Source organism: Cupriavidus sp. 05L411 (genome assembly GCF_056398045.1).
In genome coordinates, this window is the sequence record NZ_JBFTOQ010000004.1 from 254,853 (window position 1) to 280,306 (window position 25,454).

The following is a 25,454-nucleotide window of genomic DNA, read 5'->3' on the forward strand; positions in this document are numbered from 1 at the left end:
GCGGCTCCTTTCAGGATGGGGTAGGCAAGTACAGCATAGTCCATGCGAAGCTAACGGCGAAGCTTGCTTGCCGTCGGCATCGGTGTCGCAACAAGCATGCCCGGCCGCCGCCGTCGACCGTTGGGCGAAGCCAATTGCCGTGCAGCCTCTTGCCTGGTTCCGTCTAGCACGCCAGGCGGGCATCATGCTGCTTCGCAGCATTGCATGACGCCCCGCCTGAGGCTCTCGGTAAGTGCTCGCGGGCGTGGACAAAGTGTCACGCCATTGCCACAGCGCGGGCCAGATGTGCAACAGGCTGCCTGCCTACATCCGGTACACAACCCCGACCCAGGCGCTGCGCGGTGCGCCCGGCGCGACGAACCGCGCGCTGGCATTGTCCTCCGGCGTTACGTGCGGGCGCAGCAGGTTGCCGTTGGGGAACAGGTCGTTGGAGATCTGGCCATAGGTCTCGTAGCGGCGGTCGAACAGGTTGGCCACGCGCGCGTAGACCTCGAAGTGCTTGTTCACGCGGTAGGACGCCCGCAGGTTCACCGTGGCGTACCCGGGCGTGCTCCAGTCCGCGTACTTTGGCGCCTTGCCGGGCTGCGGGTCGGCGCGCAGGCCGTCTTCATTGCCGTTGGTCACGCTGCTGGACACGCCAACCAGGTCGGCGCCCAGGGTCAGGCCGGCCAGCGCCTGCCAGTCCACGCCCAGCTTGATGGTGTGCCGCGGCAGGCCGGCCCTGCGCATGCCCGGCTTGACGTCGATGGTGCGCTCTCCCACCGCGAGCTGCCCGTTGGCCTGGTAGGTGGCCTCCAGATAGCTGTAGCCGAGGCGCAGAGTGAAGTCGCCCAGGCGCTGCCGCGCGGAGAGGTCGAAGCCCTGGTTGCGGGTACGGTCGAAGTTGGCGAAGTAGCCCTGCTGGGTGTTGGGCGCGCGCAGGAACAGGATGTCGTCGTGGTTATCAATGCGGTAGAACGAGCCGGACACCTCGGTGTCCTTGGAGGGACGCCAGCGCGCGCCCGCCTCGTAGGAGTGCGACACGACCTGCTTGAGGTAGGGGTCGGCCTGCAGGCCAGCGGGCAGGCGGCAGGGCTGGGCCGGATCGGCGCAACCCAGTTCCAGCACCGTCGGCACCCGGTTGTTTTGGGCGTAGCCGCCGAACACCGAGACGCCGCCGCCCAGCTTCTGGGTCAGGCCCAGCGCGGGATTGAGCCGACGGTAGGTGAAGCTCTCCTGCGGCTGTTCGGTGCCGTCGCTGTTGCGCAGCGTATTGCTCACGGTGACGTGGTTCCACCTGGCCGAGGCGGTGAGGAAGGTGCTGGCCGTCAAGGACCAGGTATCGGACAGGTACAGGCCGACCGCGCGCGAGGTACCGCTGACGCCGGAGAACAGCTCGTTCGGTGCATTCGGGTCGGCGACCACGCCGCGATCGTCGGTGAAGGTGGCGAGCTGTTCGTACTGCGAATAGGTCAGGCGGCTACGGTCGAAGGTCAGCCCGGCGTTGAGCAGGTGGTGCTCGGTTTCCTTGGCGGCGCTGAGCGCCACGCCGATGGATTGCTGCCACATATGCGTGGTGTTGAGCACGGCCGGGTCCAGCGCCGCGCCTTCGGCCCGGGTGAAGCCGCAGCGGGACTTGCGCGGGCTGCCGTCGGCGTTGAAGCCGTCTTCGCAGTCTTCCGTGTAAGCGTCGTAGTCCGGGTTGATGTCGCCGTTGGTGGTGTCGCGACGGCTGGTGCGAACGTAGGCGAGCATCGCGGCGCTGGTCTTGTCGTCGAACCAGTGGCGGCCGTTGAGGGCGACCTGGGTAACCTGGTTGCGGGTCTTGTCCGGGTAGGTGTACGCCGCGGCGCGGTTGCTTTCATACAGGCCGGGCAGCAGGGCATTGCCGCTCGCGCGGTAGCTCGGCACCAGGCCGTTGCCGATCAGGGTGCTGCGCCCGTGCAGCAGGGACACGTCCCAGCTGGTGGTGTCGCTGGCATGCCCGGCCTTGAGGAACAGGTTGCCGAGCCGGCCCTCGGAATGATCGCGCCAGCCCTGTTCCTGGAACAGGGTGCCGGCGGCGAAGGCGTGCCAGCCACTGTCGCTGCGGATGCCACCCGACAGGTCGGCGCGCTTGCGGTTGCCGCTGCCGTAGGACAGGTCGGCCGTGAAGCCGGGCGAACTCAGGCCGGAGCGGGTGGTCATGGCCAGCGCGCCGCCAAGCGTGTTGAGGCCGTAGGCAGGGTTGGCGCTGGAGACCAGCAAGACGCTCTCCAGCGCGGCCTCGGGAATCATGTCCCAGCTCACCACGTCGCCGAAGGGTTCGTTGACGCGGATGCCGTCCAGGTAGATCGACAAGCCTTGCGACGCGCCCGGGATCGGTGAGGCGCGAAAGCCGCGGTAGGTGAGGTCGGACTGGAAGGGGCTGCCCTGGATGTCGTTGACGTTGACACCGGTGAAGTAGCGCGCCAGGTATTCGGCGAGCGTGCCGGCGCGCTTGCCGTTCAGGTCGTCGCCGCTGACCGCCTGCACCGTGTACGGCACCAGATCGCGGTCCACGCCGATGCCGGGCAGCGGAGCGGTTGCCACGATCTGGACTTCCGGCAGCATGGCACCATCCGCGGTATTGCCGGTGTGCCCCGGCGTGACAGTCTGTACCGGAATCGGCAATGTATCTCGCGGCGCGGCCAGGCCGGGCAGTGGTGCGGTGCTCGCCGCCACCACCGCCGGCGCTGCAGGCACGAAACTCGCTGAGAGGGTGTGGTCCGGCTGGGCCGATGCCGCGCCTGCCGCGAGCGGGAGGCATAGCCGGACGACCGCGCGTGCCAGCGTGGTGCGGCGCAAGCCCGGGTTCTTTTGCGGGGGCGGGCGGCGTGGTGGTCTCGGGGCAACGGTCATGGCGGGTCTCCTCATCTTGTTATCTGGGCATCCGTTCCTGCTTAAGCAGGTCCCATACCGCTGCGGCCGGGAAAAAATCCCGACTTGATTTGCCGCAGGGCGCGCCATGCATAGGAAAGAGACGAAACGCGAGGAGGCGAGAGCCATGGAGATGTCAAGCCTGCTGATGCGCCGCGCCGCGTGGGTGACCCTGCTCGGCTTGTGTTGTGCCTTGCTGGCGGCACTGTGGCAGGCGCAGGTCAATGTGCGGCACGAGGGCATCGGCGCGCTGCGCACTGCCGAACTGGTGGCGCACCTGACGGCGCTGCAGGGGGGCGGGCAGGCCGGCGCTGGGGCAAGCCTGGGCGCCTTGCGGCGCATCAATGCTTCGGGGGAGCTGCGCCACCTGCAACTGCTGCTAAAGGATGGCGAAGGCCGTGTGCTGGTGGGCCCGGCGCAGCAGGAGGCCGTGCCGGGGCTGTTGCAGGCCTGGCGCTGGGTCCAGGCCCAATGGCAAGGCCCTGCCGCCGCCCCGGCCCAGACCTGGCGCATCGCGCGCGGCGATGGCAGCGGCTGGCAGGCCAGCCTGGTATGGAATCCGCTCAGCGAGCAGCGCGAAGCCTTCGGTGACATCGTCGGCGTGCTGGCGCTGCTGGGCCTGTTCAGCGCCACGATGCTGGGCGGCATCTGCTGGGTGGTGCGGCGCGCGCTGGCGCCCCTGCGCGACATCCTCCATGCAATCTCGCGTTATGAGCGCAGCGACTACGCGCACCGCCTGCCCGCCATGCCGACGCGCGAGCTGGATGCGATAGCACGGGCGCTGAACCACCTGGCCGACGCGCTCGCGCACACCCAGGCGACACGCCGTGCGCTCAGCCTGCGCGTGTTGACCCTGCAGGAGCAGGAACGCGCGCGGCTGGCCCGGGAATTGCACGACGAATTCGGGCAGGTGCTGACCGCGATGCGCGCCGACACGGCCTACATGGCACGCAAGACGCGCACCGACCCGGCCTTGAACGCCGTGGCGCAGGATCTGGCCAACCACTGCGAGCGCATCCACCTGGACGTGCGCGACCTGCTGCACGGGCTGCGCCCGCACGGCTTGCTCCCGGGCAGCGGACCGGTGCCGCTGGCGCGCATGCTGGGCGAGCTGGTGGAGGGCTGGCGCGGGCAGGCGGGCGGGCACACCGCCTTTGTGTTGCGGCTAGACCTGGATGGCGCCGACTTGCCGGACGAACTGGCCCTGTCGCTCTATCGGATGACCCAGGAGGCGCTGACCAACGTCGTGCGCCACGCGCGGGCGAGCCAGGCAACGGTGTCGCTGCGGGCCGACGGCGCGGGCACGGTGGATTGGTCGGTGGAAGACGACGGCGTCGGCATGGCTGCCGCCTCGCAATCGGCGCGCCAGGGCCACGGGCTTGACGGCCTGCGCGAGCGAGTATGGGCGCATGGCGCGGAGATCGAGATCAGCGAGTCGGCACCCGGCGCAGATCGGCCTGGCCTGCGGCTTGCGGCGCGCTTCTGCCTGGCTGGCGCAGGCAGGCCGGCGGAACTGGCGAATCATGACGACTGGGCGCAGGAGGCCTGAAGGCATGGCGATATGGTGACGGAACCCATCCGGGTGGCGCTCGCGGACGACCACGCCGTGGTGCGCACCGGCTACCGGCGTTTGCTGGAACTGGAAACGGGCATTGAAGTCGTGGCAGAGTTCGGCGACACCGACGTCGCCTACGGCTGGCTGACGCAGCACGAAGCCGAGGTGCTGATCCTAGACCTGTCGATGCCGGGCCGTGGCGGGCTGGAAACCCTGCAAAGGCTGGGCAGCCGCCTGCCCGGATTGCGCGTGCTGGTGTTCAGCATGCACGACAGCCCCGCGCTGGTGGCGCAGGCACTGAAGGCCGGCGCGCGCGGCTACCTGACCAAGAGCAGTCCGCCCGAGGCCCTGGTCGATGCCGTGCAGCTGGTCATGCGCGGGGAGCGGCCCCTGTCGGACGATGTCAGGGAGGCCCTGGCGCACATCGGCGGGCAACGGGATGAGGTCCCGCACCTCGGCTTGTCGTCGCGGGAGTTCGATGTATTCCGTCTCCTGGCGCAGGGGCAGCAGGTGGAGGAGATTGCCGGCCGGCTATTCCTGAGCATCAAGACCGTGGCCAATTACCAGACCATTCTTCGGAAGAAGATGGGGCTTGGCAATGCGCTGGAGATGCATCGCTATGCGCGGCAGCATGGCTTGCTTTAGCGTTCTGCGTTCAGTCGTGGAAGCGGCACGCAACGATATCCAGGCGCTCATCGCTGACCGTATATACAAGGCGGTTGACTTCGTCGATACAAGTGCCGATTGCCGCCCGCGAGTCCGACAACCCGCTCCCGCCACACATTGCTGCGCGCTGCAACAATGTGCGCCATTCTGTCCCGAGCCGTCCCGGCTCCTGGATTCCGCATTTCCTCCATCAGATCGCGTCCCGTCAACTGACACCCATGTTCCGCCACACGCCTGGCATGCCTTGTGCAAAGGATCCCTGATCAGCCGGCGCCGTTCCCGGCCGCAATGGATCAAGAGAATCCGATGACAGCAGACGAGAAACTCCAGGACTGGCGCGACAGTGCCCGGCGTGTGGAGCGCGAGGTGGCCAAGGCGGTGATCGGCCAGCCGCAGATCATCCGCCTGATCAACGTTGCGCTGTTCGCGCGTGGTCACGTGCTGCTTGAAGGCGACGTCGGCGTGGGCAAGACCACCGTGCTACGCGCCTTTGCCCGCGCCATCGGCGGCGATTTCGAGCGCGTGGAAGGGACCATCGACCTGATGCCGGGCGATCTGGTCTATCACAGCTATGTGGACGAGCAGAGCAGACCGCGCATCGACCCCGGCCCGCTGTTGCGCCACGGCGAACGGCTGACCACCTTCTTCTTCAACGAGATCAACCGGGCCCGCCCGCAGGTCCAGTCGCTGCTGCTGCGGGCCATGGCAGAGCGCTCGGTGTCGGCCTTCAACCGCGAGTACCGCTTCCCGCATATGACGGTGTTCGCCGACCGCAACAAGGTCGAGAAGGAGGAGACCTTCGAGCTGGCCTCCGCCGCCCGCGACCGCTTCATGTTCGAGCTGAACATTGCCACGCCCGCCGATCCCCCCGTGCGCCGCGCGCTGGTCTTCGAAGCGGCCTACCACGATACCGAGTCCTTGCTGGAGCAGGTCGCGCCGGATGTACTGCCTTGGGCGCAACTCAACGAGATCGCCGCGATCATCCAGCGCGGGATACAAGCCAGCGAGACCATCGAGCGCTATGTGCTGAAACTGTGGGAGGCGACCGAGACGCCGCAGCGTTTCGGCATTCGCCTGGACGGCGTCGACATGGAGCGTTTCGTTCTTGCGGGCGCAAGCCCACGCGGCATGAGCGCTCTGATGCGGGCAGCGCGCGTGGTGGCATGGATGGCGGGGCGCACGCATCTCGTGCCGGAAGACATCCATGCCGTGTTGCCGTCGGCGCTCGGCCATCGCGTGTTCTTCACGCCGGTGTATGAACTGCGCCGCGCGGAACTGTCCGACGCGCTGGTGCGGCAGATCATGGGCACCATTGCCGCGCCATGATGCGAACGACGCGAACGTGGCCATGACCAGCCTGCACGAATTCTACTATCGGCTGCCCGCCCGCGCGGGCGGCTTGCGGCCGGGGGCCCACCTGGGCACCAGCCTCGGCCATGGGCAGGAATTTGCCGCGCACATGCGCCTGCTCGACAATCCGGACCCGCGGCGGCTCGACCTGCGCGCCAGCCTGCGCAACCTGCGGCGGGAATGGCTGGTGCGCGTGTACCGCCAGCGCGTCAGCGTGCCGGTGCACGCCGTGGTCGATGTGTCGGCCTCCATGCGATTCGGGGCGCGGGCAAGCAAGCTGCACGTTGCGGCGGATTTCCTCGAAGGGCTGGGGCATAGCGCCTTCCGCGCCGGCGACCCTGTGGGCATGCTGGCTTTCGATGCGGTGGAGCGCACCGACCTGTTCGTGCCGGCGCGGCACAGCCGTGGCGCCGGCTATGCCATGTCGGCAATGCTGCGGGAGTTCGCGAGCGCAGGCGCTTCGGCCTGCGCGGGTGGTGCCGAAGGGCTCTCGCAAGCGGCGCAGCGGTTAGCGGATCGGCAGGGACTGATTTTCCTGGTCTCAGACTTTCATTGGGCGCTTGAAGCACTGGACGGCATTCTCGACATGCTGGCGCAGGCGTACGTGGTGCCAATGATTACCTGGGACCCTGCTGAAACCGAGCCACCGCCAGGCAATGCGCTGCTGGCCGTGCGCGATGCGGAAACCGGCCGCCAGCGCACGCTTTGGGTGCGCAAGAGGCTGCGCGACCAGTGGCGCGATGCGGTGGCGTCGCGGCGCGCCCGGCTTGATGCCCTGTTCCTCGCGCGAGGGCTGCGGCCCATCCATCTGCACGGGGCATTCGAGGCCGAGGCCGTGTCCCGCTATTTTCTCGAGGCCGTGGCATGACGCATCGCCGGCACCTCCTTCCCAGGCTTGCCGGCGCGGCTTGTGCGGCAACGATTGCCGCCGTGCTGGTCCTTCCCGCCGCCCGGGCGCAGGGAAAAGCGGCCACCGTGGTCGTGCAGCAACCCCGCGCCTTTGGCTACGTGCTTGGCGACGTGGTCACGCAGCGCATCCTGCTGCCCGCCGATGGCCGCACCATCGAACCAGCCGCGCTGCCACGCGCGGAGCGCATCAGCGGATGGCTGGAACGGCGTCCGGTCCAGTGGGAGACCGATCCCGACGGCCGCCGCTGGCTGCGCGTGAGCTACCAGATCGTCAATGCGCCGCAGACGCTGACCGCGATCGCGCTGCCTGCCTTGTCGCTGCCCATGAGCACGGGTCCGGCGCTGAAGACCGGCGCACACCTGATCAGCGTCGGCCCGCTGACGCCGCAGGCCGTGCTCGGCAAAGGCGGCTTGCTCGAAATGCGTCCCGACCGGGCCGTGCCTGCGTTGCCAACCGAGCCGATTGCGCGGCGGATGCGGCTGTGGCTCGCCGCGCTGGTGGCCACCTTGGCCGCCTGGCTGGGCGGGTGGGCCTGGCGCAACCGGCGCGAATCCAGGCAACTGCCTTTGGCGCGGGCATGGCGCAGGATGCGCAGTCTCGACCCCAGCCAGGCCGAGGCCTGGCTATGCCTGCACCAGGCCCTGAACGAGACCGCCGGAACGGTCCTGCGCGCGGCAGCGCTCCCCGGGCTGCTGGCGCGGGCACCGCATCTGGAACCCCTGCGCGCGCGGCTTCAGCATTTCTATGCCCGCTCGGATCAGCGGTTCTTCTCGGGCGAGCCCAATGGCGAGCCATTTCCGTTGCGCGCGCTCTGCCGCGACCTCTATCTTGCCGAGAAGCGTGCCCGGCCATGACGATTCCCTTTGACTTCGTCCATCCGTGGGTATTGGCGCTGCTGCCGCTGGCCCTGTTGCCGCTGCTGCGCCGGCGCGGCGACACGCTGTCTTTTCCCAGCGTGGCGTGGCTGCCACCGGATCGCATCGGCCGCGTCGCCGGCGTGCTGGAACGGGGCCTTGGCGTGATCGCCATGGCGGGCATCATCGTCGGCCTGGCCAGCCCGGGCCGCTCGGAAACGCAGGTGGCGCGGACCGGGCACGGCGCGGAGATCCTGATCCTGCTGGACCGCAGCGGCAGCATGAATTCCGTCATCGTGGCCAAGGGCGAGCAGGCCGCGCTGCGCACGCAGGGAGACACCAAGGGCGATGTCGCGCGCGAGCTGCTCACGCGCTTCGTCGCGCAGCGGCCCGATGACCGCTATGCCTTCATGATGTTCAGCACCAGCCCCTTGCGCGTGCTGCCGTTTACCGAGCACAAGCAGGCGATCCAGGCTGGCATCGCGGCCACCCGCATCGGCCGGGGGCTGATGAACACCGATATCGGCAGGGCGGTGCTGGCAGCGATCGCCGAGTTCGACGCGCGCCCTTACTCCGGCAGCCGCATCATCCTGATGGTGTCGGACGGCGGCGCGCAGCTCGATGCCGGCACGCGCAAGCGTATCGAGGCCGGCCTGGCCCGCAACCGCATTGCGTTGTACTGGATCTACCTGCGCACCGGCATCAGTCCAAGCCTGCACGCCGATGTCCCGGACGACAGCCCGGCACAGGAGATCGCTCTGCACCGTTTCTTCCAGAGCCTGACCACGCCATATCGCGCGTACGAGGCCGAGGACGCCAGTGCCATGGCTGCCGCCATCGCTGAAGTCGGCCGCCAGCAGAACCTGCCGCTGTCGTTCACGGAGCGCGTGCCGCGCAAGGATGGCAGCGCCTACGTCTTTGGCGCGGCGCTGGTTTGCTGCGCGCTGCTGCTTGGATACCGATGCCTTCAATTGCGGAGCTGGACATGAGGCGGCGCACCATTCATCTGGCGTTTGCCGTGGCGGCGGTTGGCTTCGGCGCGCTCGCGGCCGCCCAGGTCGTGCAACTGCGCAAGGCGGCCCGGATCAACCAGGCCGTGGCATCGGCAAAGGCGAACGCCAGCGCCGCCGCCGACGTGCCCGAGGCCAGGCTGGCGCAGGCCAGCGCGCTGGCCGAGGCCGGCCAGCATGACGCGGCCCTGGCGGTCTACAACAGCCTGATCCAGCGCGGCCGCACCGATGCGCTCGGGCAGGCGGCGCTGTTCAACCTGGGCAATATGTTCCTGCGCAATGCGCGCGAGACTGCCGCGAACGATGCCTTCCAGGCGCAGTTGCTGGTGGAACTTGCCAAAGAGCGCTACCGCGAGCTGCTGCGCGCCGATCCCGGCGACTGGGATGCCCGCTACAACCTGGAGCGCGCGCTCTGGCTCGCCCCCGAGGCGCAGGATGTGTTCGGCGCCGAGACCGACGACATGCCCAAGGAGCTGCTGCGCATCAAGGTGCCGGGCCTGCCCCCGGGAGACCTGCCTTGACGCTGCGCACGCTGGCTGGCCGGTTCTTCGCGCGGGGAAGCGGGCCGCTGGCGGTGACGTTGCTGCTGCTGGTGGCCGCGGTCTGGATGCCGCCGCTGACCCTGCCGCGCGGCACCTTCCGCTATATGGTCACCTTCGACGTAACGCAAAGCATGAATGTCGAGGACATGGGAAGCCCGGCCGCGCCCGTGAGCCGCCTGGCGTACGCGCGCGGCGCCATGCGCGAGGCGCTGAAGCACTTGCCCTGCGGCTCTGAAGTGGGCTGGGCCGTGTTTGCCGACTATCGCGCGCTCCCCCTGCTGACGCCGCTTGAGGTCTGCGCCAATTACGATGCCTTGCTGTCGTCGCTGGATCGCATCGACAGCCGCATGGCCTGGGTCAATGCGAGCAGCATCACGAAGGGCCTTTACTGGACGCTGCGCATGGGCAAGAGCATGGGTGATGGCACCCGCGTCGTCTTTATCACCGATGGCCATGAGTCGCCGCCGCTCCGGCCGTCGGAGCACTCCATGCTGAATGTCACGCCAGGCGAGACCAGCGGCTGGCTGTTCGGGGTAGGGGGCGACACGCCGATACCCATTCCCAAGTCCGACCCGGATGGCAACCGCATCGGCTACTGGCGCGCCGACGAGGTCGTGCAGCTCGGCGCAGTATCCGGTGGCGTGGCGCCGGCGCAAAGCCAGGAACATCTTTCGGCCTTGCATGAAGCGCATCTGGAAGCGCTGGCCAGGCAGACGGGTCTTGGCTACCGCCGCGTCGCCGTGCCCGGAGCCTTGACCAGCGCGCTGCTTGACGGGCGCCTGGCGCATCGGCAGCCGGTCAGGACCGATCTGCGCTGGCTGCCGGCCGTGCTCGCCCTGTTGTTGCTGACCTGGCATTTTCTGCCAGCGCTCGGGCGCCTGCCTCTGCGCCGCTTCTTCGGGCAAGGCAAGCCGGAGTCTTCGCCCTGATATCCTCCTCCGAACTGGTGGAGCGGCGTTTAGCCCATATCACACCTAGGCAACGACAAGCGGCCCCGCCTGCTCGATAACCGGCCAGCCCCGGTCCAGCGCGATGGCGCGCAGGCGCGGATCCGGCGCCACCACGATCGGATGGCTGACGTGCTCCAGCAGCGGCAGGTCGTTGGCCGAATCGGAATAGAACAGCGAACGCTCGAATTCTTCCCAGCGCCGCCCGATTGCGGCCAGCCATTGCGCTACCCGCTCGACCTTGCCCGCGCCGAAGCTCGGCACGCCGACCATCTCGCCGCTGAAGGGGGCCAGCGGGCCGGCGCCGACGGTTGCGGCTTGGGAGGCAACGAGGTGCCCCACGCCGAAGCTGTCGGCAAAGCCGCGGGCGACGAAGTCGTTGGTGGCGGTCACGATGCAGCACAGGTCGCCGGCGGCGCGGTGCTGATTCACCAGCTCGCGTGATGGTGCCGGGATCCGGTCGGCGATGCTGGCGATGAAGGCGCTGCGCCAGGTGTCGAGATCGCGGCGGTCGTAGCGAGCCAGGAAGGACATGCAGAAGCGCTGGAAGGCATGGATATCCAGCTTGCCGTCGATATAGTCCTGGGCGAAGCGCAGGTTCTGCGGGGCGAATTCGGCCTCGTCAAGCACCCCGAGCTGCATCAGGTAGCGCAGCCAGGTGGAGCCGCTGTCGAAGGGCACCAGAGTGTGGTCGAGGTCAAACAGTACGAGTTGCATGGGCGGCACGGGTAACGACGAGGTCGGGAATGGACAGATCCCGCACATGATAAGGCGTTGGCCCGGGGTCGGGCACAAGCCCGGTCAGGAAGGCGGCCTTCAGCGCGCATTCCTCGAACTCCGATGCGGCCTCGCTATCGAGCACGATGCCCGCACCGACACCCATGCGGCCGGCCCGCACGCCGCCACGGGCGGGCCCGAGCGCCAGCGTGCGGATGGCCACCGACAGGCAGAAGCTGCCGCAGGCGCGCGCGGAGCCGGGGGCGGGGGCGTCGATCCAGCCTATGGCGCCGGTGTACAGGCCTCGGGGACTGGTTTCCAGCGCGGCGATCAGCTCCATGGTGTGATGCCTGGGCGCGCCGGTGATGGAGCCGCAGGGAAAGAGGGCGCGCAGCAGGGCCGGCATCGATACGGCTTCGGGCAGTGTCGCCTCGACAGTGGAGGTCATCTGGAACACGCTGGCGTAGGGCTCGATCGAGAACAGCGCCGGCACCTTGACCGAGCCGATTTGCGCCACGCGACCCAGGTCGTTGCGCAGCAGGTCGACGATCATCAGGTTCTCGGCGCGATTCTTCTCGTCGGCCGCCAGCGCGCGGGCAATCGCGCGGTCTTCGGCCGGGTTCGTGCCGCGCCGGGCGGTGCCTTTCATCGGGCGCGCGGTGAGCTTGCCGTCTTCATGGCGCAGGAACAGCTCGGGAGAGCAGGACAGGATGAAAGGCTGCTGCGCGTCGTGTGGCAGGGCGATCAGCGCCCCGTATGGCACCGGCTGGCGCGCGCGCAAGCGGCGGTACAGGCCAAGCGGGGAGCCCGAGGCTTCAAAATCGATCCGGTAGGTGTAATTGACCTGATAGGTCTCACCGGCACGCAGCGCTTCATGGATACGGGCGATCGCGGCGTGGAAGGTTGGACGGTCCACGCTCGGCCGGAATGCGCCGGCACCCGCAGGCGAGGGCGTCGCGCCGTCCATCCTGGCGAGCCAAGCATCGACCTGCTCGCGCGAGAGGCGCGCCAGTTCGCGGAAAAGGAGAATGCGCAGGGCGGGCTCACGGGGTTCCACCGCTGCTAGGTGGCCCAGTCCCTGGAGCGCCATGCCCCACTCGTAGTCCCCCAACAACACCGCGTGGGCTCCGCCGCGCATGGCTGCATCGGCTTGCTGCCAGGCCTGCCCGAGCCCCGCCGGATCCGTGCAGCGGATCTCGCGCAGCAAGCCGGTGTACAGGCGGCTGGTGGGCTGGCCCGGCGTGGCGTTCGCGTCGTCGAGCAGCGCGTAGCTTTGATCGCCCATTGCTCGCTCCTTGACTAGTCAAACGTCAGCAACTCGCCCTTACCGTCCACCGCAAGGTCGCCCACCAGGCGGCGCGGCCGCAGCGCAGGCAAAGCCGTGAACGGGCCGCCGGCGCGGGCCAGGCTGCGTGCCAGCAGCGTCCAGAACACGTCGAAATTGCCGTTGGTGCGCACGAAGGTGGCGCGAGCCTGTGGCCTGGTGCTGAGCAGTACGATGGTGCCGCGGCGCATGCCGTAAGCCAGGTGGGCACCGGTGGCGCCCGCAATCGCGATGGTGCCGGCGACCATGCGCGAGCCCGTGAAGTCCCCGGCACTGCCTGCCACCAGCACGGTGCCGCGCCGCATGCGGTCGCCGAGGCGGTCGCCGGCGTTGCCGCCGACGGCGAGAGTCCCGCCGTGCATGCCGTCCATATCGCCAGGCAGCGCTGCGGCGGCGAAGTCCCCGGTATTGCAGCCGACCGTGATGTGGCCGCCGGCCATTGCCGCTGCCGTGAAGTCGCCCGCGCTGCCGCTCACGCGCAGCGTGCCGCCCCGCATGCCGCAGCCGAGATAGTCGCCGGCGTTGCCGTTGACCCGCAACGTACCGCCGGACATTTGCCAGCCGATCCGGTCGAAGCGCCCCAGGTCGCCTTCAAAGGTGAGACTGGGTTCGCCATCGGCGGCGTGAGCCTGCACGGTGAACAGTTCGCCGAGGGCGATGCGCTCATTGCCATGCCACAAGGGCAGGCGCGCTACCGCGTCCGGCGCCACGCCAGCCAGGGCGGTGGGCGTCAACTGGCGTAGGTCGACCCGCAGCGCGGGGGCGTTGGCGAGGCGCAGGGTCAGGCCGCTCATGCGCGTTCTCCCGGGCTGGCGAGCCGGTGCAGGTGGAAGTGGAAGGGTCCGAGCTTGCCGCCATAGTTGCCGGCGGATATGCGCACCAGCCCGGCAGCGGCGCCGCGCCCGGCGAGCGCCGCGATCCCGGCCCGCATGGCGGCGGCCACGTCGGCTTCCGTCAGCCCGTCGATCACGATCTCCAGCACGCAGCGCACGGAGGGTCCAAGCTGGCTGCCGGCCACCAGGCCGGCCAGGCTGGGGCAGAAGGCGTCATTGGTGGAGGCATGCATGCCGGCGTACCTGGAGCCGACCTTCGAGCCGGAACGGACCACGCCGCCGGGAAACGGCATGATGATATTGGGCACCTGGCGCATCGCCGCCACCGCGGCCTCGGCCGCGGCAAGCGCGCTATCCGTGTCGCGGGCCAGCATTAGCAGGTTGCCGCCGCCCACCGCCTTGACCACCGCGGTGGTTTCCTGGCAGACGAACTCGCCGTCCATCACCGGCACGCGCCAGTAGCGCACGCCGTCGATCATCTTGGCGATCTGCCAGCCGTCGCCGAAAAAGCGCAGGTTCTTGCCCAGCGGGATGGCCTCGCCCTCGGCCAGCCCCGCGTACACCGCCGTGGTGGGACAGGTCAGCACGCACTGGCCGACGCGGCGCTCGACCTGCTTGGCCAGCTCCTTGCCCGACATCGAGAACAGCAGCACGGCCACGCCGGGTCGCCCGTCGGGGGAGTCGGCTGGCTGGATCTCGCGCTCGATGCCGGCTTCGCAGCCGCAGGCGATCACCGAAGTCGCGAAGCCCGTGAGCGCGGCCGCGGCATGCCGGGCCCAGGTCAGGTTATGCGCCGTGACCAGCAGGCGGGTCGCCTTCATCGGGAAGGCTTCCGCGAAGGTGTCGTCGATGGCGATTCCGTTGATCAGCATGCGAGATGTCCCAAGGCGCGCGGCAATGTAGCGTGCCCGTTCATACGGTGTCCTGCCGGCGCATCGGGTCGCACTGCGCTGGCAGCAGCCGGCCGCCGTTGCAGCAGGCGCACAGTTCGTCGTGGCCGATAGCGGCGTTGTCGAAATTGAGCGCGAGATGGCTGTCGCTGTACTTGCGCAGGGTCCTTTCGATGCCTTTGTCGTACTCGGGCTCCACATAGTGCGTGCCGCCGGCAGGCGTGGCGATGATGCGCCCCGCGCGCGCCACCAGGGCGCCGTCCTTGAACACATACTCTGGCGCGGTGAACATGGTTTCGCGGTTGGCCTCCTCGCGGTACACCGCGATGTCGGCCGCCGCCCCCGCGCCCAGGTGGCCGCGGTCGCGCAGGCCAAGCAGGCGCGCCGGCCCGGCCCGGGTCAGCACGGCAATCTCGTACAGCGTCAGTTCTCGCTTGATATCGGGCAGCGCGCAGTTGGCGGCTACCTCCGGGTGCAGCCTGGCGAGTTGCTCGTCGCGGAAGGACTTGTCCATCAGCAGGCGGATCAGGTGCGGGTAGCTGGTGAACGGGCCGCCATTGGGGTGGTCGGTGGTCAGCGTCACCTGCCAGGGGTTCTTGACCGTCAGGAAGACTTCCAGGCCGATGGCCCATTGCAGCGCATTGACATAGCTCTGCTCGCGGTATCGGAACGGCACCACGCCGCAGCCCGCGTCGCATTCGATATCGGCGCCGATCCATTTGCGCGGGTGGGCCAGGCCGGCATTCCTCACCTGCATCATGGTGTCGCCCGATGCGGTCACGGTCTGGCCGAAGATGATCTGGCCGACGTCGATCGAGATATTGGGGCTGGCGTTGACCGCTTCGGTAATGCGCAGCGCCGCCGAAGAGAACTTGCGCGGCCCGTCCGCGCCGTAGCTGTGGAACTGGATATGGGTAAGGTGGCCAGGCAGGCCTTCGAGCGCGGCCATGGTGGCCAGGGTCGATTCGATATTGCCCGGCACCCCGAGATTGCTGGCATGGATATGCAAGGGGTGCGGCACCTTGAGTTCGGTCAGCGCCTGGCTCAGCGTGCGCAACACATCGCGCGGGGTGATGCGGTAGTGGACGTGCTGGTCGTCTACGTCGAGCTGGCGCTGGTTGAACTTGAAGGCCGAGATGCCGCCCGGGTTGACCACCTTGACGCCCAGCGCCTTGCTGGCGTTAATGGTCCAGCCGACATAATCGCGGATGCGCTGGAAATCGGTGCCCTCGGCGAGCATGCGCAGGAACAGGTCGTCGTTGCCGAGCATGACATAGGCGCCATGATCGATGACCGGCGTGTCGCCCATCTCGAAATGTGTCTGGCGCGCGTTCGACGCCATCATGGCGGGCTCGAACGCGGCGGTGTAGCCCATCTGCGCATAGCGGTAGCCGGTGGCCAGCGTGCCGGGCGTGCAGGTGCCGCAGGAGGCCAGCTCCAGCGGCCCGGCGGCGGGCAGGTTGTCGCGGTGGTCCTCGGGCAGCAGCATGCGGGCCAGGTTGACCTTGCCGCCGCCGATATGCGAATGCATGTCGATGCCCCCGGCCATCACCACCATACCGCCGATATCGAGCTCCGCCTCCGCTCGCGTGCCGGGCGCCAGCTCAACGATGCGGCCGTCGCGGATATAGAGGTCGGCAAGCTGGCCGTCGACCCCCCGTGCGGGGTCGTACAGGCGGCCGCCGTGCAGGCGCAAGGTACTCATGGTGCGAACTCCGTGGCCGCGGGCGCTTGCCGTAGCCGTGCAAGCAATTGCGCCGCCACCGCCGCGACCGTAGGCAGGCCGTCGTCGCGCAGCGGGGTGAGCGGCAGCACGATGCCGCCATCGGTGCGGAACAGGTGCCCGGCCGAGCCGATGCCCGGCGTCGATACCGGAATGAAGACGCCGGAACGCCCGGCCATCGATGCGGCCAGCGCCGGATGCCCGAGCACCACGGTGGGCACGGGGCTGGCGGGCGGAGGCAGGTCCGGAGTGAAACTGGCGACCCACAGCAGCGCGTCGACATCGCCGCCGCGCAGCAGGCGCTCGGTCCCGTGCCGGTGCGGATCGTGATCGAGCCCGCCAGGGTGCACATGCGTGCGCAGCGGCACGCCGGACAGCCAGGTGATGGCCTGGTTGACGGTATTGCCGCCGTCGTCGCCGCCGAGCGACAGGCCGCCGGCGCGCGTGGTGCGGTTGAGTGTCTTGACCAGGTGGTGGATGCCCTCGATCAGCAGCGCGGCATGCTTGCCACCCGCCTGCGCGCAGAGCGTGGATGGCGTCCACACGATGACAGCGTAACGCGCGGCCAGCAAGCGCGCCGAGAGATCGCGCAGGGAAGCTGGAGCGATGTTGCCGTCGGCCAGCGCACGCGGGCGGCACAGGGCGTTCAGCGAGGCGAGTGTCTGGTAGAGGTCCTCGCCCTCGGGCAGCGCAACTTCACTGCAGCGCGCGTTCGCAAGCAGTGCCGCCGCCGGGTCGACCGGCGTGCCCAGGAAGACCAGCTCGCGCGTGCACGGCTGTTCTCTGTCCGCCAGGCCGCAGCGTCGGAAGAACTCGGGATGTTTGTGCGAGGGCTGGGTGCCAATGCACAGTATCAAGTCGGCATGGTTGCGCACCTCGGCCAGCGTGGTGGTGAACGCGCCGCGATCCTGCAGCGCGCGCAGGCTGGCCGTCATGGCGTCGCCATGCGCATGGTCGAGCACTGCGCCGCTGTGGTTGGCCAGGGCGTAAAGCGCGCGCGCGCCGGCCACGTCGGTGGCGAGGCCGCCAAACAGCGGGAGCCGGCTCTCGCGCAGCAGGAGCGCGGCAGCGTCGAGCGCCTGGGGCAGTGCCACGGGGCGGCCATCGGCGCTTGGCGTGGTTGCCACTGCTCGCGCATCGAACCAAGCCAGCGCGCTTGCCATACGCGGGCAGGTGCTGCCGGCCAGTGCCGGTGTCCAGCCGCCCGCCGCATCCTGCGCAACGTCGAGCCCGTCGCACAGCAGCGCGCAGAAGGGGCAGGTCCAGGTGGCCCGGCCGGCTGGGCGGCCACGGGGGTCGGAGGGGAGATCGGGAGCGGGTGCCATGCCCATGTCGAGCAAAGCCTGTGCCAGCGGGCTGCCCGCATGCCGCCGCGCGGCCGCCATCCGCCCACCATGGCGAGTGCAAGGTGCCTGGCAGCGGGGAAACCGCAGCGCACGGGATGCGCCAGGAGCCGGGGCAACGAGACAACCGGTGCTCCGTGCACGTGGCAACCTGTCACCCCGGTTGGTTGCGCATGCGGCGCCAGCACGCCGTAGCAGGCTGGCATGGAACGTGTTTATGCCTGCTTGTATTTTTGCTTGAGGGTGCCGCTTGCGCGGATCAGGAGGACTGTCCTGCCTGGCCAGCCGGCGGAATACGGAGATCGTGAATGGCCGATGCAACCAGCCAGGCGCTGGCCCCGGCATGCGCGGCGGCGGCCAGGTCGGCGCCATCGCGAATGCCGCCGGCGCCGACCAGCCTGCGCCCGGTGCCCGCCTGCGAGCGGATCGCCGCGAGCGTTGCCAGGTCGGGCCCTTCGAACGCGCCGACGCGATCCAGCGCCATCACGATCAGCTGCGCCGGCCATGCGGCACTGGCCTGCCACCATGCCGCGTTGCCCAGCGGCATGCCATGGCGCCGGTCGAGCGAGAGCACGGCGCCGGGCCAGGTGTCGAACGGCGGTGCGGCGCCTGCCGCGGCGGGCGGCTCGGACAAGCTTTCGCTGCCGAACACCGGCACTACCCGCGCGCCAGTGCCGCGCAGCGCGGCCAGTGACGCCGTGGCCTGGGCGGCATTGGCGAAGCCGGCGTCCAGCCAGAGCTCGGTTTCCGGCAAGGCAAGGCAAAGGGCCTGCAGCGCCTCAAGCTGGGCGGCGCGCCCCGTGAGCGCGTCGAGGTCGGCGATATACAGCGTGCGGCTCGCGCAATACGCAAGCATCGCCCGCGCCAGTGCCACCGGATCGCTGCCCGGATGCAGGCCGGACACGATGGGGCGGTACTGGTCGCGCTGGCCGCGCACTGCTCGGACAACGCGGCCGTCGAGAAGATCGATGACTGGGATGATGTGCATGGAGAGGGAATGATGACGCGTGTGTTCGTCTATGAATATATCAGTGCGGGCGCCATGGACACCCGCGCGGTGCCGCACCTGCTGCGCCAGGGCAGGGCCATGCGTGACGCGATGATCGCAGATCTGGCGCGCATCGGCGATGTGGCGCTCACCTGCGCGGCGCTGCCCGGCGAGCTGCCGGCGGATTGCCATGGCGCGCACAAGGTGAGCTGGTGCGCGCACATGCCTGGCGAGGACGCGGCGGACTTCGTGCGCCGCCAGGCGGCTTGCCACGACGTGAGCTGGGTTGTGGCACCGGAATCCGAGGGGGTGCTGCTGAGCCTGAACTACATGGTGGGCGACGCGCGCTGGCTGGGCTGCGACGCCGGCGCGATCGCGCTGGCCACCAGCAAGCGCGCCACCGCGCAGCGGCTTGCCGCGCTCGGCGTCGCCGCGACCCAGCCATGGAGCGAAGGGGACGCGGCCGAGCCCGGGTGCTGGGTGGTCAAGCCGGACGATGGCGCGGGATCGGTGGCGACGTACGCCTACGACGGTTTCGACGCGGCGCATGAAGCCTGGCTGCGGCGGCTCGCGGATGGCGAGCCGGTGGTGCTCGAGCCCTGGGTGGAGGGCGAGCCGCTAAGCCTGTCGCTGTTGTGCGGCCCGGGCGGCACCGAATTGCTGAGCGTGAACGCGCAGCGCATTCGCGTCGATGCGCGCGGGCAGGTGCATGACGACGGCGTGCAGATCAATGCCATCGAACGCGAGGGCTCGGCGGGCCGCTGGCTGGCGGACGTGGCGCAGTGCGTGGCGACGGGCATGCCCGGCTTGCGGGGGTTCGCCGGCATCGATCTGGTCTGGCATCCCGGGCGCGGCCCCGTGGTGATCGAGGTGAATCCTCGGGTGACCTGCGCCTATGTGGGCCTGTCAGCCGAACTGGGCCGCAACCTGGCCTGCGAGATGCTGGCGGGACACCAGATCCTGGCCGAGCGGCTGGTCGCCAACGGAGCCTCCCATGGCCGCTGAGCGGGTTGTCTACGGCTGGGACCTGGGCGGCGCCAATATCAAGGCAACGCGCCTGGAGGACGGCGTCGTGCGCGATATCGCGCAGTGGGCCTGTCCCTTGTGGCAGGGCTTGCATCTGCTGGACGACGTGCTGGCGCAAGCGCGTGCGCGCTGGCCCGATTGCGGGCACGCCGCGCACGCGGTCACCATGACCGGCGAAATGGCCGACCTGTTCGAGCACCGCGAGGCCGGCGTGGTGGCGCTGGCAGACATCATGTGGGGCGCCTTTGGCGAATGCACCGTCTTCTTCGCCGGCGCTGCGGGCTGGCGCACGCGGCGCCAGGTGGCGGCGGACTGGCAGCACATCGCCTCGGCCAACTGGGTGGCGACTGCCCGCATGGCGGCTGAGCGCATCGGTCACGGCGTGCTGGTGGACATCGGCACCACCACCAGCGACCTGATTCCCATCGTGGACGGCGAGGTGGCGGCGCACGGCCGCGACGACGCCGGCCGGCTGGCCTCGGGCGAACTGGTTTACCTGGGCGTGGCGCGCACGCCGCTTTGCGCGCTGGCACGCCGCATCGCCTTGAAGGGCACCCGCTACAACGTGATGAACGAGCTGTTCGCCACCACCGCCGATGTGTACCGGATCACGGGGGAACTGCCCGACGCGCACGATCCCCACCCGGCGGCCGACGGCGGCGCCAAGACGCCGGAGGCAACACGGCAGCGGCTGGCCAGGATGATCGGGCACGATGCGCGCGACGCGTCGCCGGCGGCATGGCTGGAGGTCGCGCGCGCGTGGCGGCAGGCCCAGATCGCAGCGCTGTGGGACAACCTGCTGCGCGTCATCGACCGGTCTGGCTTGCCGCCAGACGCGCCGCTGATCGGCGCGGGCTGTGGGCATTTCCTGGCGCGCGATCTGGCCGGCCGGCTTGGCCGTCCCTACCGGGCCTTTGAAGACCTCGCCGGCATGGCGCCGGCCCACGCGGAGTGGGCGCGCGTGTGCGCCCCAAGCATTGCCGTGGCGGTCCTGCTTTGGCAAGCGGGGGACGAGGCGGTCGCGATGGAAGGCACGGAGGCATGCCAATGACGTGTTCCCGGTGTGCCGCACTGAAGTGGGAGGCTCTGTGCACATCGTAAAGATCGGCGGCAGCCTTGGCCGCGACCCGGTGCTGCGAGACTGGCTGCGGGAACTGGCCGCGCGCGGCGGCGGGCGCGTGGTGGTGGTGCCGGGCGGCGGCGGGTTTGCCGACCAGGTGCGCGAGTACCAGGGGCAATGGGCCTTCGACGACCTGGTTGCGCACAATATGGCGGTGCTGGCCATGGTCCAGTATGGCTTGATGCTGCAGGGGCTGTGCCCCGGCCTGAAGGTGGCCGCCGACGACAATGCGATCCATGCCGTGCTGCGCGATGGCGGCGTTGCAGTCTGGGCGCCATTCGGCCTATTGCGCAAGGCGCCGGATGCGTTGGCGAGCTGGGACGTGACTGCTGACAGCATCGCCGCGTGGCTGGCCAGCCGGCTTGGCGCGCGGCGGCTGGTGTTGGTCAAGTCGTGTCCGTTCAAGCGTGGGATGACGCTGGCAGAGTATATGGATGCGGGGGTGGTCGACCGCGGCTTCTGCCATTACACGCGCGACGCGGCCTATCCGGTCGAGCTTCTGCATAAGGAGGATCTGCAGCGCTTGCGCGCGCTATTCAGCGACGCCCCGCGAGACGGGGTCGCGTAGACGTGCGGTGCTCAGGCCGGCTGCGGTTCCAATGCGGCCGCCGGGTGCAAACCAGCGCGCAGCGCCGCCACCTTGGCCGGATCGAGGCGCCCGGCGCGCCCGCCGTCGCACAACGCCCCACGGAAGCCGGCAAAGTCCGGCGCCAGCGCATGCAGCTGCGGCAGATGCACGAGCTGCAGTGAGCCGGCCAGGCCAACCTTGACGCCGCGGCGCCGTGCGATACGGGTCATGGCCGCGAGCGTGGCTATGTCGACGCAGTCGAACAGGCTGCCTGCCTGTTTTCCCGCCGTGTCGGCCATCACCGCCGGAAAGCCCATCTCGCAGGCCTCTTCAACCAGCTTCAGGTCCACCCCGTGGTCGGCCAGGAACACCGGCACCACCTGCCATGGCAGGGTAGCCAGGCGCCGCAAGGCTTCGCGCCCGTGTGCACCGGGCGACACGCCCACCTTGACGTAATCGACGCCACATTTGCCGATGGTGTTGGCCATCAGCATCATGACGGCATGCTCGGCCGGCGCCACGTCGCCGATCGTCGCGCTCAGCAAGCGCCCGGGCCAGCGCGCGCGCACCGCGCCGACCACCTCACGCACGGTTTGCGCCGGCAGCGCGCCGAGCGCCCCCGCCCTGGGTTCCTTCATGTCGATCAGGTCGGCCCCCGCAATGGCGGCTTGCAGGGCCTCCGTCACATTGCGTACGCTGGTCAGCAGGGATGTCATCGGGTCTTCTCCAAGGTGGGCTCGGGGGCGGCGCTGTGGCCGGTATTGCCGGCATGCCAGGCCGCGACGCGGTCCTGCAGCCATTGCCATGCTTCGTGTTCCGCCGCGCCGGCGGTCTTGTCGATGGCGATCTGCAGGTAGGCCATCTCGCGGGCGATCTTGTCGGCCGGCAGCAGGTGCAGCCGGCTGACCAGCACCGCGCCTTCGATGACCGCCGCCTGCGCGCGGTTGAATCCGGGAAAGTCACCGTGACGGGCCTCGTGCACGCGGCCCATGCGCAGCGAAGGCCGCGCGGGATCGCCGCCTTGCTGCATCAGGCGCAGTTCGATGTGGCTCAGCGCGCTGGCCAGCCGCACGCCCTGGATCCGCTCCGCTGGCACGGTGGGCCACTGGCGTCGGCCCGTGAGGCAGCCGGCGAAGACGCGCACGTCGGTGGTCAGGTTGACCACGGCGGTGCCGCTGCCGACGATGTTGTCATAGGTGGCGGAGGGCCGGAACGGCATCAGCACGATGTCGCTACCCTGGTAGCGCACACCCATCGGCGCGATATGCGCCGCACCGTCCGCCGAGACGGTGGTGACGACGGTTTCGTAGATCACGTCATTGCTCATGGTGCTTGCCCTCATGCCCGCTTTCGCATGGTGGCGCCCGGCGCGCACCATTCGGTCAGATCCTGTGCATCGCGTTCGGCGGCGCAGCCCCAGTCCAGCGATTGGTCCTGTACGTAGCGCTTGCCCAGGCGCCAGGCGATCTCCGCGCGCGCCAGTTCCACGCCCAGGTAGAAGGCGTGGTTGCCGTCGTGCTCCAGTTGCAGCCGGGGAAACAGGGTGAAGGGGTCGGAGGCCACGTGGTGCCCGTCACGGTTGTAGGCGTGTATCCCTTGCTCGGAGACCTGCACGCGGAAGTTCGGGTCGCGGATCGCGCTGGCGGTCTCGGCAATTTCCTCCGGTGTATCGGGGTAGGGCTCACGCGCATGCAGCGTCATCATCTCGTCGGTGATGCCTTTGGGCAAAGCGTTCTGCTCGCGCGCGGCGTACATCATCCGGCGCGCCACGTCCGCTTCGCGAATGGCGCGGCGCGCATGGCCGCTGACCTGCGTGGTCAGGATCGCCGAGGCGTGCAGCTCCACCGCGATGCCCATCAGGATGGCATTGATGCCGCCGGTGTCCGCCTCGGTCAGCTCGGTCAGGTTGCCCACGCCGAGCATGATGGGCGCCTTGGGAAAGCGCTGGCGCAGCCGCTCGTAGCGCCCAAGCGAGGCCAGCAGGCCGAACGGGATCGGGTCGAGGATGGCGTCGGCGATATAGGCCCGGCCGCGCTGCTCCATGGCTTCGATCGCCGCGTACAGCGACGCTTCGTCGCCCGGCTGCTGCGGCACCAGGATCGGCGTGGCCGCGACCTCGTCCGCCACCCACAGGGTGTCCAGGGTCAGGCTGAGCAAGTAGTCCGCGCCGGCCGTGCCGCCGCGCACCAGTTCGCCGGCGTTCATCGAATCCACGCTGACCAGGAAGCCCTCCGCCTTCAGCGCGCGCACCGTGTCCTCCAGGTGCGGGAAGGGCGTGGCGGGCAGGCAGCCGAGGTCGATGACGTCGGCGCCATCCGCCCGGTGCCGGCGCGCCCGCGCGCATACGCTTTCGATATCGAGCTGGGGCGCGTCGACGATCTCGGCGAAGATCGCGATGTCGTGCCGCGACAGGTCGACCGGCTTGGCCTTGCGGTTGAAGAACTGCGGCAGATCCTTGAGCTCTTCCGGCCCGCGCTCCACCGGCATGCCGTAGTACAGCGACAGCGCGTCCAGGTCCCCGCGGCAGCGGCCCGGCACGATGATGCGGTCCGCCACCACGGGCGCGGCCACCCGTCGGCGCACCAGGTCGGCGGTCATCAGCGCGGCCACCTGCACGCCGATTTCGCGGATCTCCCAGGAGAACGGCGCGGGCTCCAGGCTGCGCAGCACGCGTTCCAGGCCTTTTTCCGCCAGGCGGCCGGTCAGGAAGACGATGTGTTCCATGTCAGTGTCAGTGCCTTCAGTCGTTGATCCAGCGTGCGGCGCAGTTCGTCGATGGAACACACCACTTCGCAATGGTCGATACGCCGCAGCCGTTCCACGTTCTCCAGTTCGATATTGCGGGGATGCAGCTTCAGCCAGCCGTCCGGCCCCTTGGTGACCACCACGGGCTCCGTGTCGCACGCGTACACGATGCCGGGGATGCCGAGCTTGCCCGCCTGGGCGAGGATATTGGTTGGCAGCGTGTCGGAGATGCCGGCGACGCATTTGGCGACGGTATTGCTGGTGGCCGGTGCGACGATGGCGGTGTGGTAGCGGCGCGCATAAAACATGCCGACCGGCGCCGCGCTGGCGGTCTTGTCCCGGAAGACGCGGAAGCGCGCCTTCAGGTCCTTCAACTGGATGCCGTAGATCGCCAGCACTTCCTCGGCCGCGCGCGACAGGAACATGTCCACATCGGGCAGGGCGGCGGCAAGCGCCAGGCTTTCTTCGAGGAAATGCCCGGAGCCGGTGATGGCCCAGGCAAAGCGGGGGGTACCCTCGGTCCGAGCGAGAGCATCGGCGTCCTCGCCCTCGATGAGGGCGAATCCTTCGGTGTCCGGGCCAAGTGGGGCAGAGAGTTGGGCCAACGTGTGACTCGCTAGGGTGATCGAACTGGGCTGGAATGATTGCAGGAGTCGTGCCTGGCGCCGGCGCCTTGATCCGCAAGGCCCGGGCGCCGGGTTGCGCCGCGCTGACTGCGCCGTCGGCGGGACAGGTTGTGTCGTCCGGCTTGCGTATGTCCCGCGCTTGCACGCCGCGCCGGCGTCCCGCCTGGCCCCGCCGGAACTGGGGCGAGGTCCCGCGCTTGCCCGTGGCCTGCTTCTTGCGAGACAGGCACGGGAGCGTGGTCGCCGGCCGCGCGCTGGTAGCGAGTGCATTGCACGGAGGGCAGATGAAACGAGACGACATGATGTGGCAGGCCGAAGCGGCGGAGTTCGGCTTGCTGCCGGGCCTGATGGCGGAATCCATAGCCGCCCGGACGGCACCGGCGGCCGCGCCGGTGCCGATGGACCTGATCTTTATCGAAGGCTTCGAAGCGCAGACGATCATCGGCATTGACGACAGCGAACTGCGCACGCCGCAACCGCTGCGCATCGACCTGACAGCCGGGCTGCCGCGCAGTGCCGCCTGCAGCAGTGACCGGATCGGCGACACCATCGACTATGGCAAGGTCCGCACCGCGTTGCGGGACTTGATGGCCACGCACCGGCTGCAGTTGCTGGAAGCGCTTGCCGAGCGCGTGGCGCAATTGCTGCTGGAAGACTTTGGGGCGCACTGGGTGCGCGTGGTGGTGGTCAAGCCGAAGAAATTCGACGACGTTGACTCGGTGGGGGTGGCGATAGAGCGGCGCCGCGACGAGACCTTGCGCGTTAAGGATCACGGGTACGGCTGGCTGGGCCGGGGCGCCGTTGATTTCTAGGTGTTTCCCGGCGTGGCGCCGGAACAGG

24 protein-coding genes are annotated in these 25,454 nt (G+C 69.1%); 12 read left to right on the forward strand and 12 right to left on the reverse strand.

The genetic code is table 11. The features are described 5' to 3' along the window. Positions 1-303 precede the first annotated feature (303 nt). Positions 304-2,859 (reverse strand): TonB-dependent receptor, encoded by a 2,556-nt coding sequence (locus AC1DQR_RS06645; RefSeq protein ID WP_416048538.1) that lies wholly within the window; start codon positions 2,857-2,859, stop codon positions 304-306. Positions 2,860-3,004: 145 nt separating this feature from the next. Here AC1DQR_RS06645 and AC1DQR_RS06650 point away from each other — a divergent pair, with 145 nt between their 5' ends. From AC1DQR_RS06650 to AC1DQR_RS06685, 8 genes are all read left to right on the forward strand, one after another. Then, positions 3,005-4,426, forward strand: coding sequence for a sensor histidine kinase (locus tag AC1DQR_RS06650; protein ID WP_416048539.1), 1,422 nt, complete (start codon positions 3,005-3,007; stop codon positions 4,424-4,426). 12 nt (positions 4,427-4,438) lie between these two features. Continuing rightward, positions 4,439-5,077 carry a response regulator gene (locus AC1DQR_RS06655; protein ID WP_477132750.1) on the forward strand — a complete coding sequence of 213 codons (639 nt, stop codon included), beginning with the start codon at positions 4,439-4,441 and terminating at the stop codon, positions 5,075-5,077. A 327-nt stretch (positions 5,078-5,404) separates the two neighbouring features. Then, on the forward strand, positions 5,405-6,424 hold the full coding sequence (locus AC1DQR_RS06660) for an AAA family ATPase (RefSeq protein ID WP_477132751.1): 1,020 nt from the start codon (positions 5,405-5,407) through the stop codon (positions 6,422-6,424). A gap of 22 nt (positions 6,425-6,446) precedes the next feature. Next, positions 6,447-7,316 carry a DUF58 domain-containing protein gene (locus AC1DQR_RS06665; protein WP_416048542.1) on the forward strand — a complete coding sequence of 290 codons (870 nt, stop codon included), beginning with the start codon at positions 6,447-6,449 and terminating at the stop codon, positions 7,314-7,316. After that, positions 7,313-8,212: a calcium incorporation protein MxaA gene (locus AC1DQR_RS06670; protein ID WP_477132752.1), complete on the forward strand. Its 900-nt coding sequence runs from the start codon at positions 7,313-7,315 to the stop codon at positions 8,210-8,212. The genes AC1DQR_RS06665 and AC1DQR_RS06670 overlap by 4 nt, the downstream gene beginning before the upstream one ends. After that, complete coding sequence (locus AC1DQR_RS06675) at positions 8,209-9,201, forward strand: vWA domain-containing protein (protein WP_477132753.1); 993 nt, start codon at positions 8,209-8,211, stop codon at positions 9,199-9,201. The genes AC1DQR_RS06670 and AC1DQR_RS06675 overlap by 4 nt, the downstream gene beginning before the upstream one ends. Continuing rightward, positions 9,198-9,743, forward strand: a complete 546-nt coding sequence (locus AC1DQR_RS06680) for an MxaK protein (RefSeq protein ID WP_477132754.1) — start codon at positions 9,198-9,200, stop codon at positions 9,741-9,743. The genes AC1DQR_RS06675 and AC1DQR_RS06680 overlap by 4 nt, the downstream gene beginning before the upstream one ends. Further along, positions 9,740-10,693, forward strand: coding sequence for a VWA domain-containing protein (locus AC1DQR_RS06685; protein WP_416048546.1), 954 nt, complete (start codon positions 9,740-9,742; stop codon positions 10,691-10,693). Before AC1DQR_RS06680 ends, AC1DQR_RS06685 begins: the two co-directional genes overlap by 4 nt. 45 nt (positions 10,694-10,738) lie before the next feature. On the opposite strand, the gene AC1DQR_RS06690 is transcribed toward AC1DQR_RS06685, so the two are convergent. The 7 genes from AC1DQR_RS06690 to AC1DQR_RS06720 all read right to left on the reverse strand — a co-directional run bounded on the left by AC1DQR_RS06690 (position 10,739) and on the right by AC1DQR_RS06720 (position 18,529). Then, entirely contained in the window at positions 10,739-11,428 is a 690-nt protein-coding gene (locus AC1DQR_RS06690) for an HAD family hydrolase (protein WP_477132755.1), read from the reverse strand. Continuing rightward, positions 11,409-12,713 carry an aminodeoxychorismate synthase component I gene (pabB, locus tag AC1DQR_RS06695; protein ID WP_416048548.1) on the reverse strand — a complete coding sequence of 435 codons (1,305 nt, stop codon included), beginning with the start codon at positions 12,711-12,713 and terminating at the stop codon, positions 11,409-11,411. Before pabB ends, AC1DQR_RS06690 begins: the two co-directional genes overlap by 20 nt. Positions 12,714-12,727: 14 nt before the next feature. Beyond that, positions 12,728-13,546: a formylmethanofuran dehydrogenase subunit C gene (locus tag AC1DQR_RS06700; protein ID WP_477132756.1), complete on the reverse strand. Its 819-nt coding sequence runs from the start codon at positions 13,544-13,546 to the stop codon at positions 12,728-12,730. Next, a complete protein-coding gene (gene fhcD / locus AC1DQR_RS06705) occupies positions 13,543-14,457 on the reverse strand; it encodes a formylmethanofuran--tetrahydromethanopterin N-formyltransferase (RefSeq protein WP_477132757.1) in 915 nt (304 codons plus the stop codon). Before fhcD ends, AC1DQR_RS06700 begins: the two co-directional genes overlap by 4 nt. A gap of 40 nt (positions 14,458-14,497) precedes the next feature. Continuing rightward, on the reverse strand, positions 14,498-16,180 hold the full coding sequence (locus tag AC1DQR_RS06710; RefSeq protein WP_416048551.1) for a formylmethanofuran dehydrogenase subunit A: 1,683 nt from the start codon (positions 16,178-16,180) through the stop codon (positions 14,498-14,500). After that, complete coding sequence (locus tag AC1DQR_RS06715) at positions 16,177-17,523, reverse strand: molybdopterin-binding domain-containing protein (RefSeq protein WP_477132758.1); 1,347 nt, start codon at positions 17,521-17,523, stop codon at positions 16,177-16,179. The genes AC1DQR_RS06710 and AC1DQR_RS06715 overlap by 4 nt, the downstream gene beginning before the upstream one ends. A gap of 277 nt (positions 17,524-17,800) precedes the next feature. Further along, the gene (locus tag AC1DQR_RS06720; RefSeq protein WP_416048553.1) at positions 17,801-18,529 is read right to left on the reverse strand and encodes a HisA/HisF-related TIM barrel protein; all 729 of its coding nucleotides are present in this window, start codon (positions 18,527-18,529) and stop codon (positions 17,801-17,803) included. Positions 18,530-18,538: 9 nt separating this feature from the next. Between AC1DQR_RS06720 and AC1DQR_RS06725 the strand changes: the two genes are divergently transcribed. Genes AC1DQR_RS06725 through AC1DQR_RS06735 form a run of 3 tightly spaced genes read left to right on the forward strand, consistent with a single transcriptional unit; the run spans position 18,539 to position 21,243 of the window. After that, positions 18,539-19,534, forward strand: a complete 996-nt coding sequence (locus AC1DQR_RS06725) for an ATP-grasp domain-containing protein (protein ID WP_416048554.1) — start codon at positions 18,539-18,541, stop codon at positions 19,532-19,534. Next, the gene (locus tag AC1DQR_RS06730) at positions 19,524-20,606 is read left to right on the forward strand and encodes a hydantoinase/oxoprolinase family protein (protein WP_416048555.1); all 1,083 of its coding nucleotides are present in this window, start codon (positions 19,524-19,526) and stop codon (positions 20,604-20,606) included. Before AC1DQR_RS06725 ends, AC1DQR_RS06730 begins: the two co-directional genes overlap by 11 nt. A 37-nt stretch (positions 20,607-20,643) precedes the next feature. Then, positions 20,644-21,243 (forward strand): amino acid kinase family protein, encoded by a 600-nt coding sequence (locus tag AC1DQR_RS06735; protein ID WP_416048556.1) that lies wholly within the window; start codon positions 20,644-20,646, stop codon positions 21,241-21,243. Positions 21,244-21,254: 11 nt separating this feature from the next. Here AC1DQR_RS06735 and AC1DQR_RS06740 read toward each other — a convergent pair whose 3' ends face one another. The 4 genes from AC1DQR_RS06740 to AC1DQR_RS06755 are packed head-to-tail and all read right to left on the reverse strand — an operon-like array spanning position 21,255 to position 24,542. Beyond that, complete coding sequence (locus tag AC1DQR_RS06740; protein WP_416048557.1) at positions 21,255-21,959, reverse strand: (5-formylfuran-3-yl)methyl phosphate synthase; 705 nt, start codon at positions 21,957-21,959, stop codon at positions 21,255-21,257. Further along, positions 21,956-22,585 carry a DUF447 domain-containing protein gene (locus AC1DQR_RS06745; RefSeq protein WP_416048558.1) on the reverse strand — a complete coding sequence of 210 codons (630 nt, stop codon included), beginning with the start codon at positions 22,583-22,585 and terminating at the stop codon, positions 21,956-21,958. Before AC1DQR_RS06745 ends, AC1DQR_RS06740 begins: the two co-directional genes overlap by 4 nt. After that, the gene (locus tag AC1DQR_RS06750) at positions 22,582-23,967 is read right to left on the reverse strand and encodes a DUF6513 domain-containing protein (protein WP_416048559.1); all 1,386 of its coding nucleotides are present in this window, start codon (positions 23,965-23,967) and stop codon (positions 22,582-22,584) included. The genes AC1DQR_RS06745 and AC1DQR_RS06750 overlap by 4 nt, the downstream gene beginning before the upstream one ends. Further along, positions 23,946-24,542 carry a flavoprotein gene (locus AC1DQR_RS06755; RefSeq protein ID WP_416050484.1) on the reverse strand — a complete coding sequence of 199 codons (597 nt, stop codon included), beginning with the start codon at positions 24,540-24,542 and terminating at the stop codon, positions 23,946-23,948. Before AC1DQR_RS06755 ends, AC1DQR_RS06750 begins: the two co-directional genes overlap by 22 nt. 419 nt (positions 24,543-24,961) lie before the next feature. On the opposite strand from AC1DQR_RS06755, the gene AC1DQR_RS06760 reads away from it, so the two are divergent. Next, positions 24,962-25,426 (forward strand): dihydroneopterin aldolase, encoded by a 465-nt coding sequence (locus AC1DQR_RS06760; RefSeq protein ID WP_477132776.1) that lies wholly within the window; start codon positions 24,962-24,964, stop codon positions 25,424-25,426. Positions 25,427-25,454 lie beyond the last annotated feature (28 nt).

Excerpts from the sequence above, each read along its gene's own strand:
- AC1DQR_RS06645 (WP_416048538.1), bottom strand. The coding sequence starts at position 2,859 with ATGACCGTTGCCCCGAGACCACCACGCCGCCCGCCCCCGCAAAAGAAC.
- AC1DQR_RS06650 (WP_416048539.1), top strand. The coding sequence starts at position 3,005 with ATGGAGATGTCAAGCCTGCTGATGCGCCGCGCCGCGTGGGTGACCCTG.
- AC1DQR_RS06655 (WP_477132750.1), top strand. The coding sequence starts at position 4,439 with ATGGTGACGGAACCCATCCGGGTGGCGCTCGCGGACGACCACGCCGTG.
- AC1DQR_RS06660 (WP_477132751.1), top strand. The coding sequence starts at position 5,405 with ATGACAGCAGACGAGAAACTCCAGGACTGGCGCGACAGTGCCCGGCGT.
- AC1DQR_RS06665 (WP_416048542.1), top strand. The coding sequence starts at position 6,447 with ATGACCAGCCTGCACGAATTCTACTATCGGCTGCCCGCCCGCGCGGGC.
- AC1DQR_RS06670 (WP_477132752.1), top strand. The coding sequence starts at position 7,313 with ATGACGCATCGCCGGCACCTCCTTCCCAGGCTTGCCGGCGCGGCTTGT.
- AC1DQR_RS06675 (WP_477132753.1), top strand. The coding sequence starts at position 8,209 with ATGACGATTCCCTTTGACTTCGTCCATCCGTGGGTATTGGCGCTGCTG.
- AC1DQR_RS06680 (WP_477132754.1), top strand. The coding sequence starts at position 9,198 with ATGAGGCGGCGCACCATTCATCTGGCGTTTGCCGTGGCGGCGGTTGGC.
- AC1DQR_RS06690 (WP_477132755.1), bottom strand. The coding sequence starts at position 11,428 with ATGCAACTCGTACTGTTTGACCTCGACCACACTCTGGTGCCCTTCGAC.
- pabB (WP_416048548.1), bottom strand. The coding sequence starts at position 12,713 with ATGGGCGATCAAAGCTACGCGCTGCTCGACGACGCGAACGCCACGCCG.
- AC1DQR_RS06700 (WP_477132756.1), bottom strand. The coding sequence starts at position 13,546 with ATGAGCGGCCTGACCCTGCGCCTCGCCAACGCCCCCGCGCTGCGGGTC.
- fhcD (WP_477132757.1), bottom strand. The coding sequence starts at position 14,457 with ATGCTGATCAACGGAATCGCCATCGACGACACCTTCGCGGAAGCCTTC.
- AC1DQR_RS06710 (WP_416048551.1), bottom strand. The coding sequence starts at position 16,180 with ATGAGTACCTTGCGCCTGCACGGCGGCCGCCTGTACGACCCCGCACGG.
- AC1DQR_RS06715 (WP_477132758.1), bottom strand. The coding sequence starts at position 17,523 with ATGGCACCCGCTCCCGATCTCCCCTCCGACCCCCGTGGCCGCCCAGCC.
- AC1DQR_RS06720 (WP_416048553.1), bottom strand. The coding sequence starts at position 18,529 with ATGCACATCATCCCAGTCATCGATCTTCTCGACGGCCGCGTTGTCCGA.
- AC1DQR_RS06725 (WP_416048554.1), top strand. The coding sequence starts at position 18,539 with ATGATGACGCGTGTGTTCGTCTATGAATATATCAGTGCGGGCGCCATG.
- AC1DQR_RS06730 (WP_416048555.1), top strand. The coding sequence starts at position 19,524 with ATGGCCGCTGAGCGGGTTGTCTACGGCTGGGACCTGGGCGGCGCCAAT.
- AC1DQR_RS06740 (WP_416048557.1), bottom strand. The coding sequence starts at position 21,959 with ATGACATCCCTGCTGACCAGCGTACGCAATGTGACGGAGGCCCTGCAA.
- AC1DQR_RS06745 (WP_416048558.1), bottom strand. The coding sequence starts at position 22,585 with ATGAGGGCAAGCACCATGAGCAATGACGTGATCTACGAAACCGTCGTC.
- AC1DQR_RS06750 (WP_416048559.1), bottom strand. The coding sequence starts at position 23,967 with ATGGAACACATCGTCTTCCTGACCGGCCGCCTGGCGGAAAAAGGCCTG.
- AC1DQR_RS06760 (WP_477132776.1), top strand. The coding sequence starts at position 24,962 with ATGGCGGAATCCATAGCCGCCCGGACGGCACCGGCGGCCGCGCCGGTG.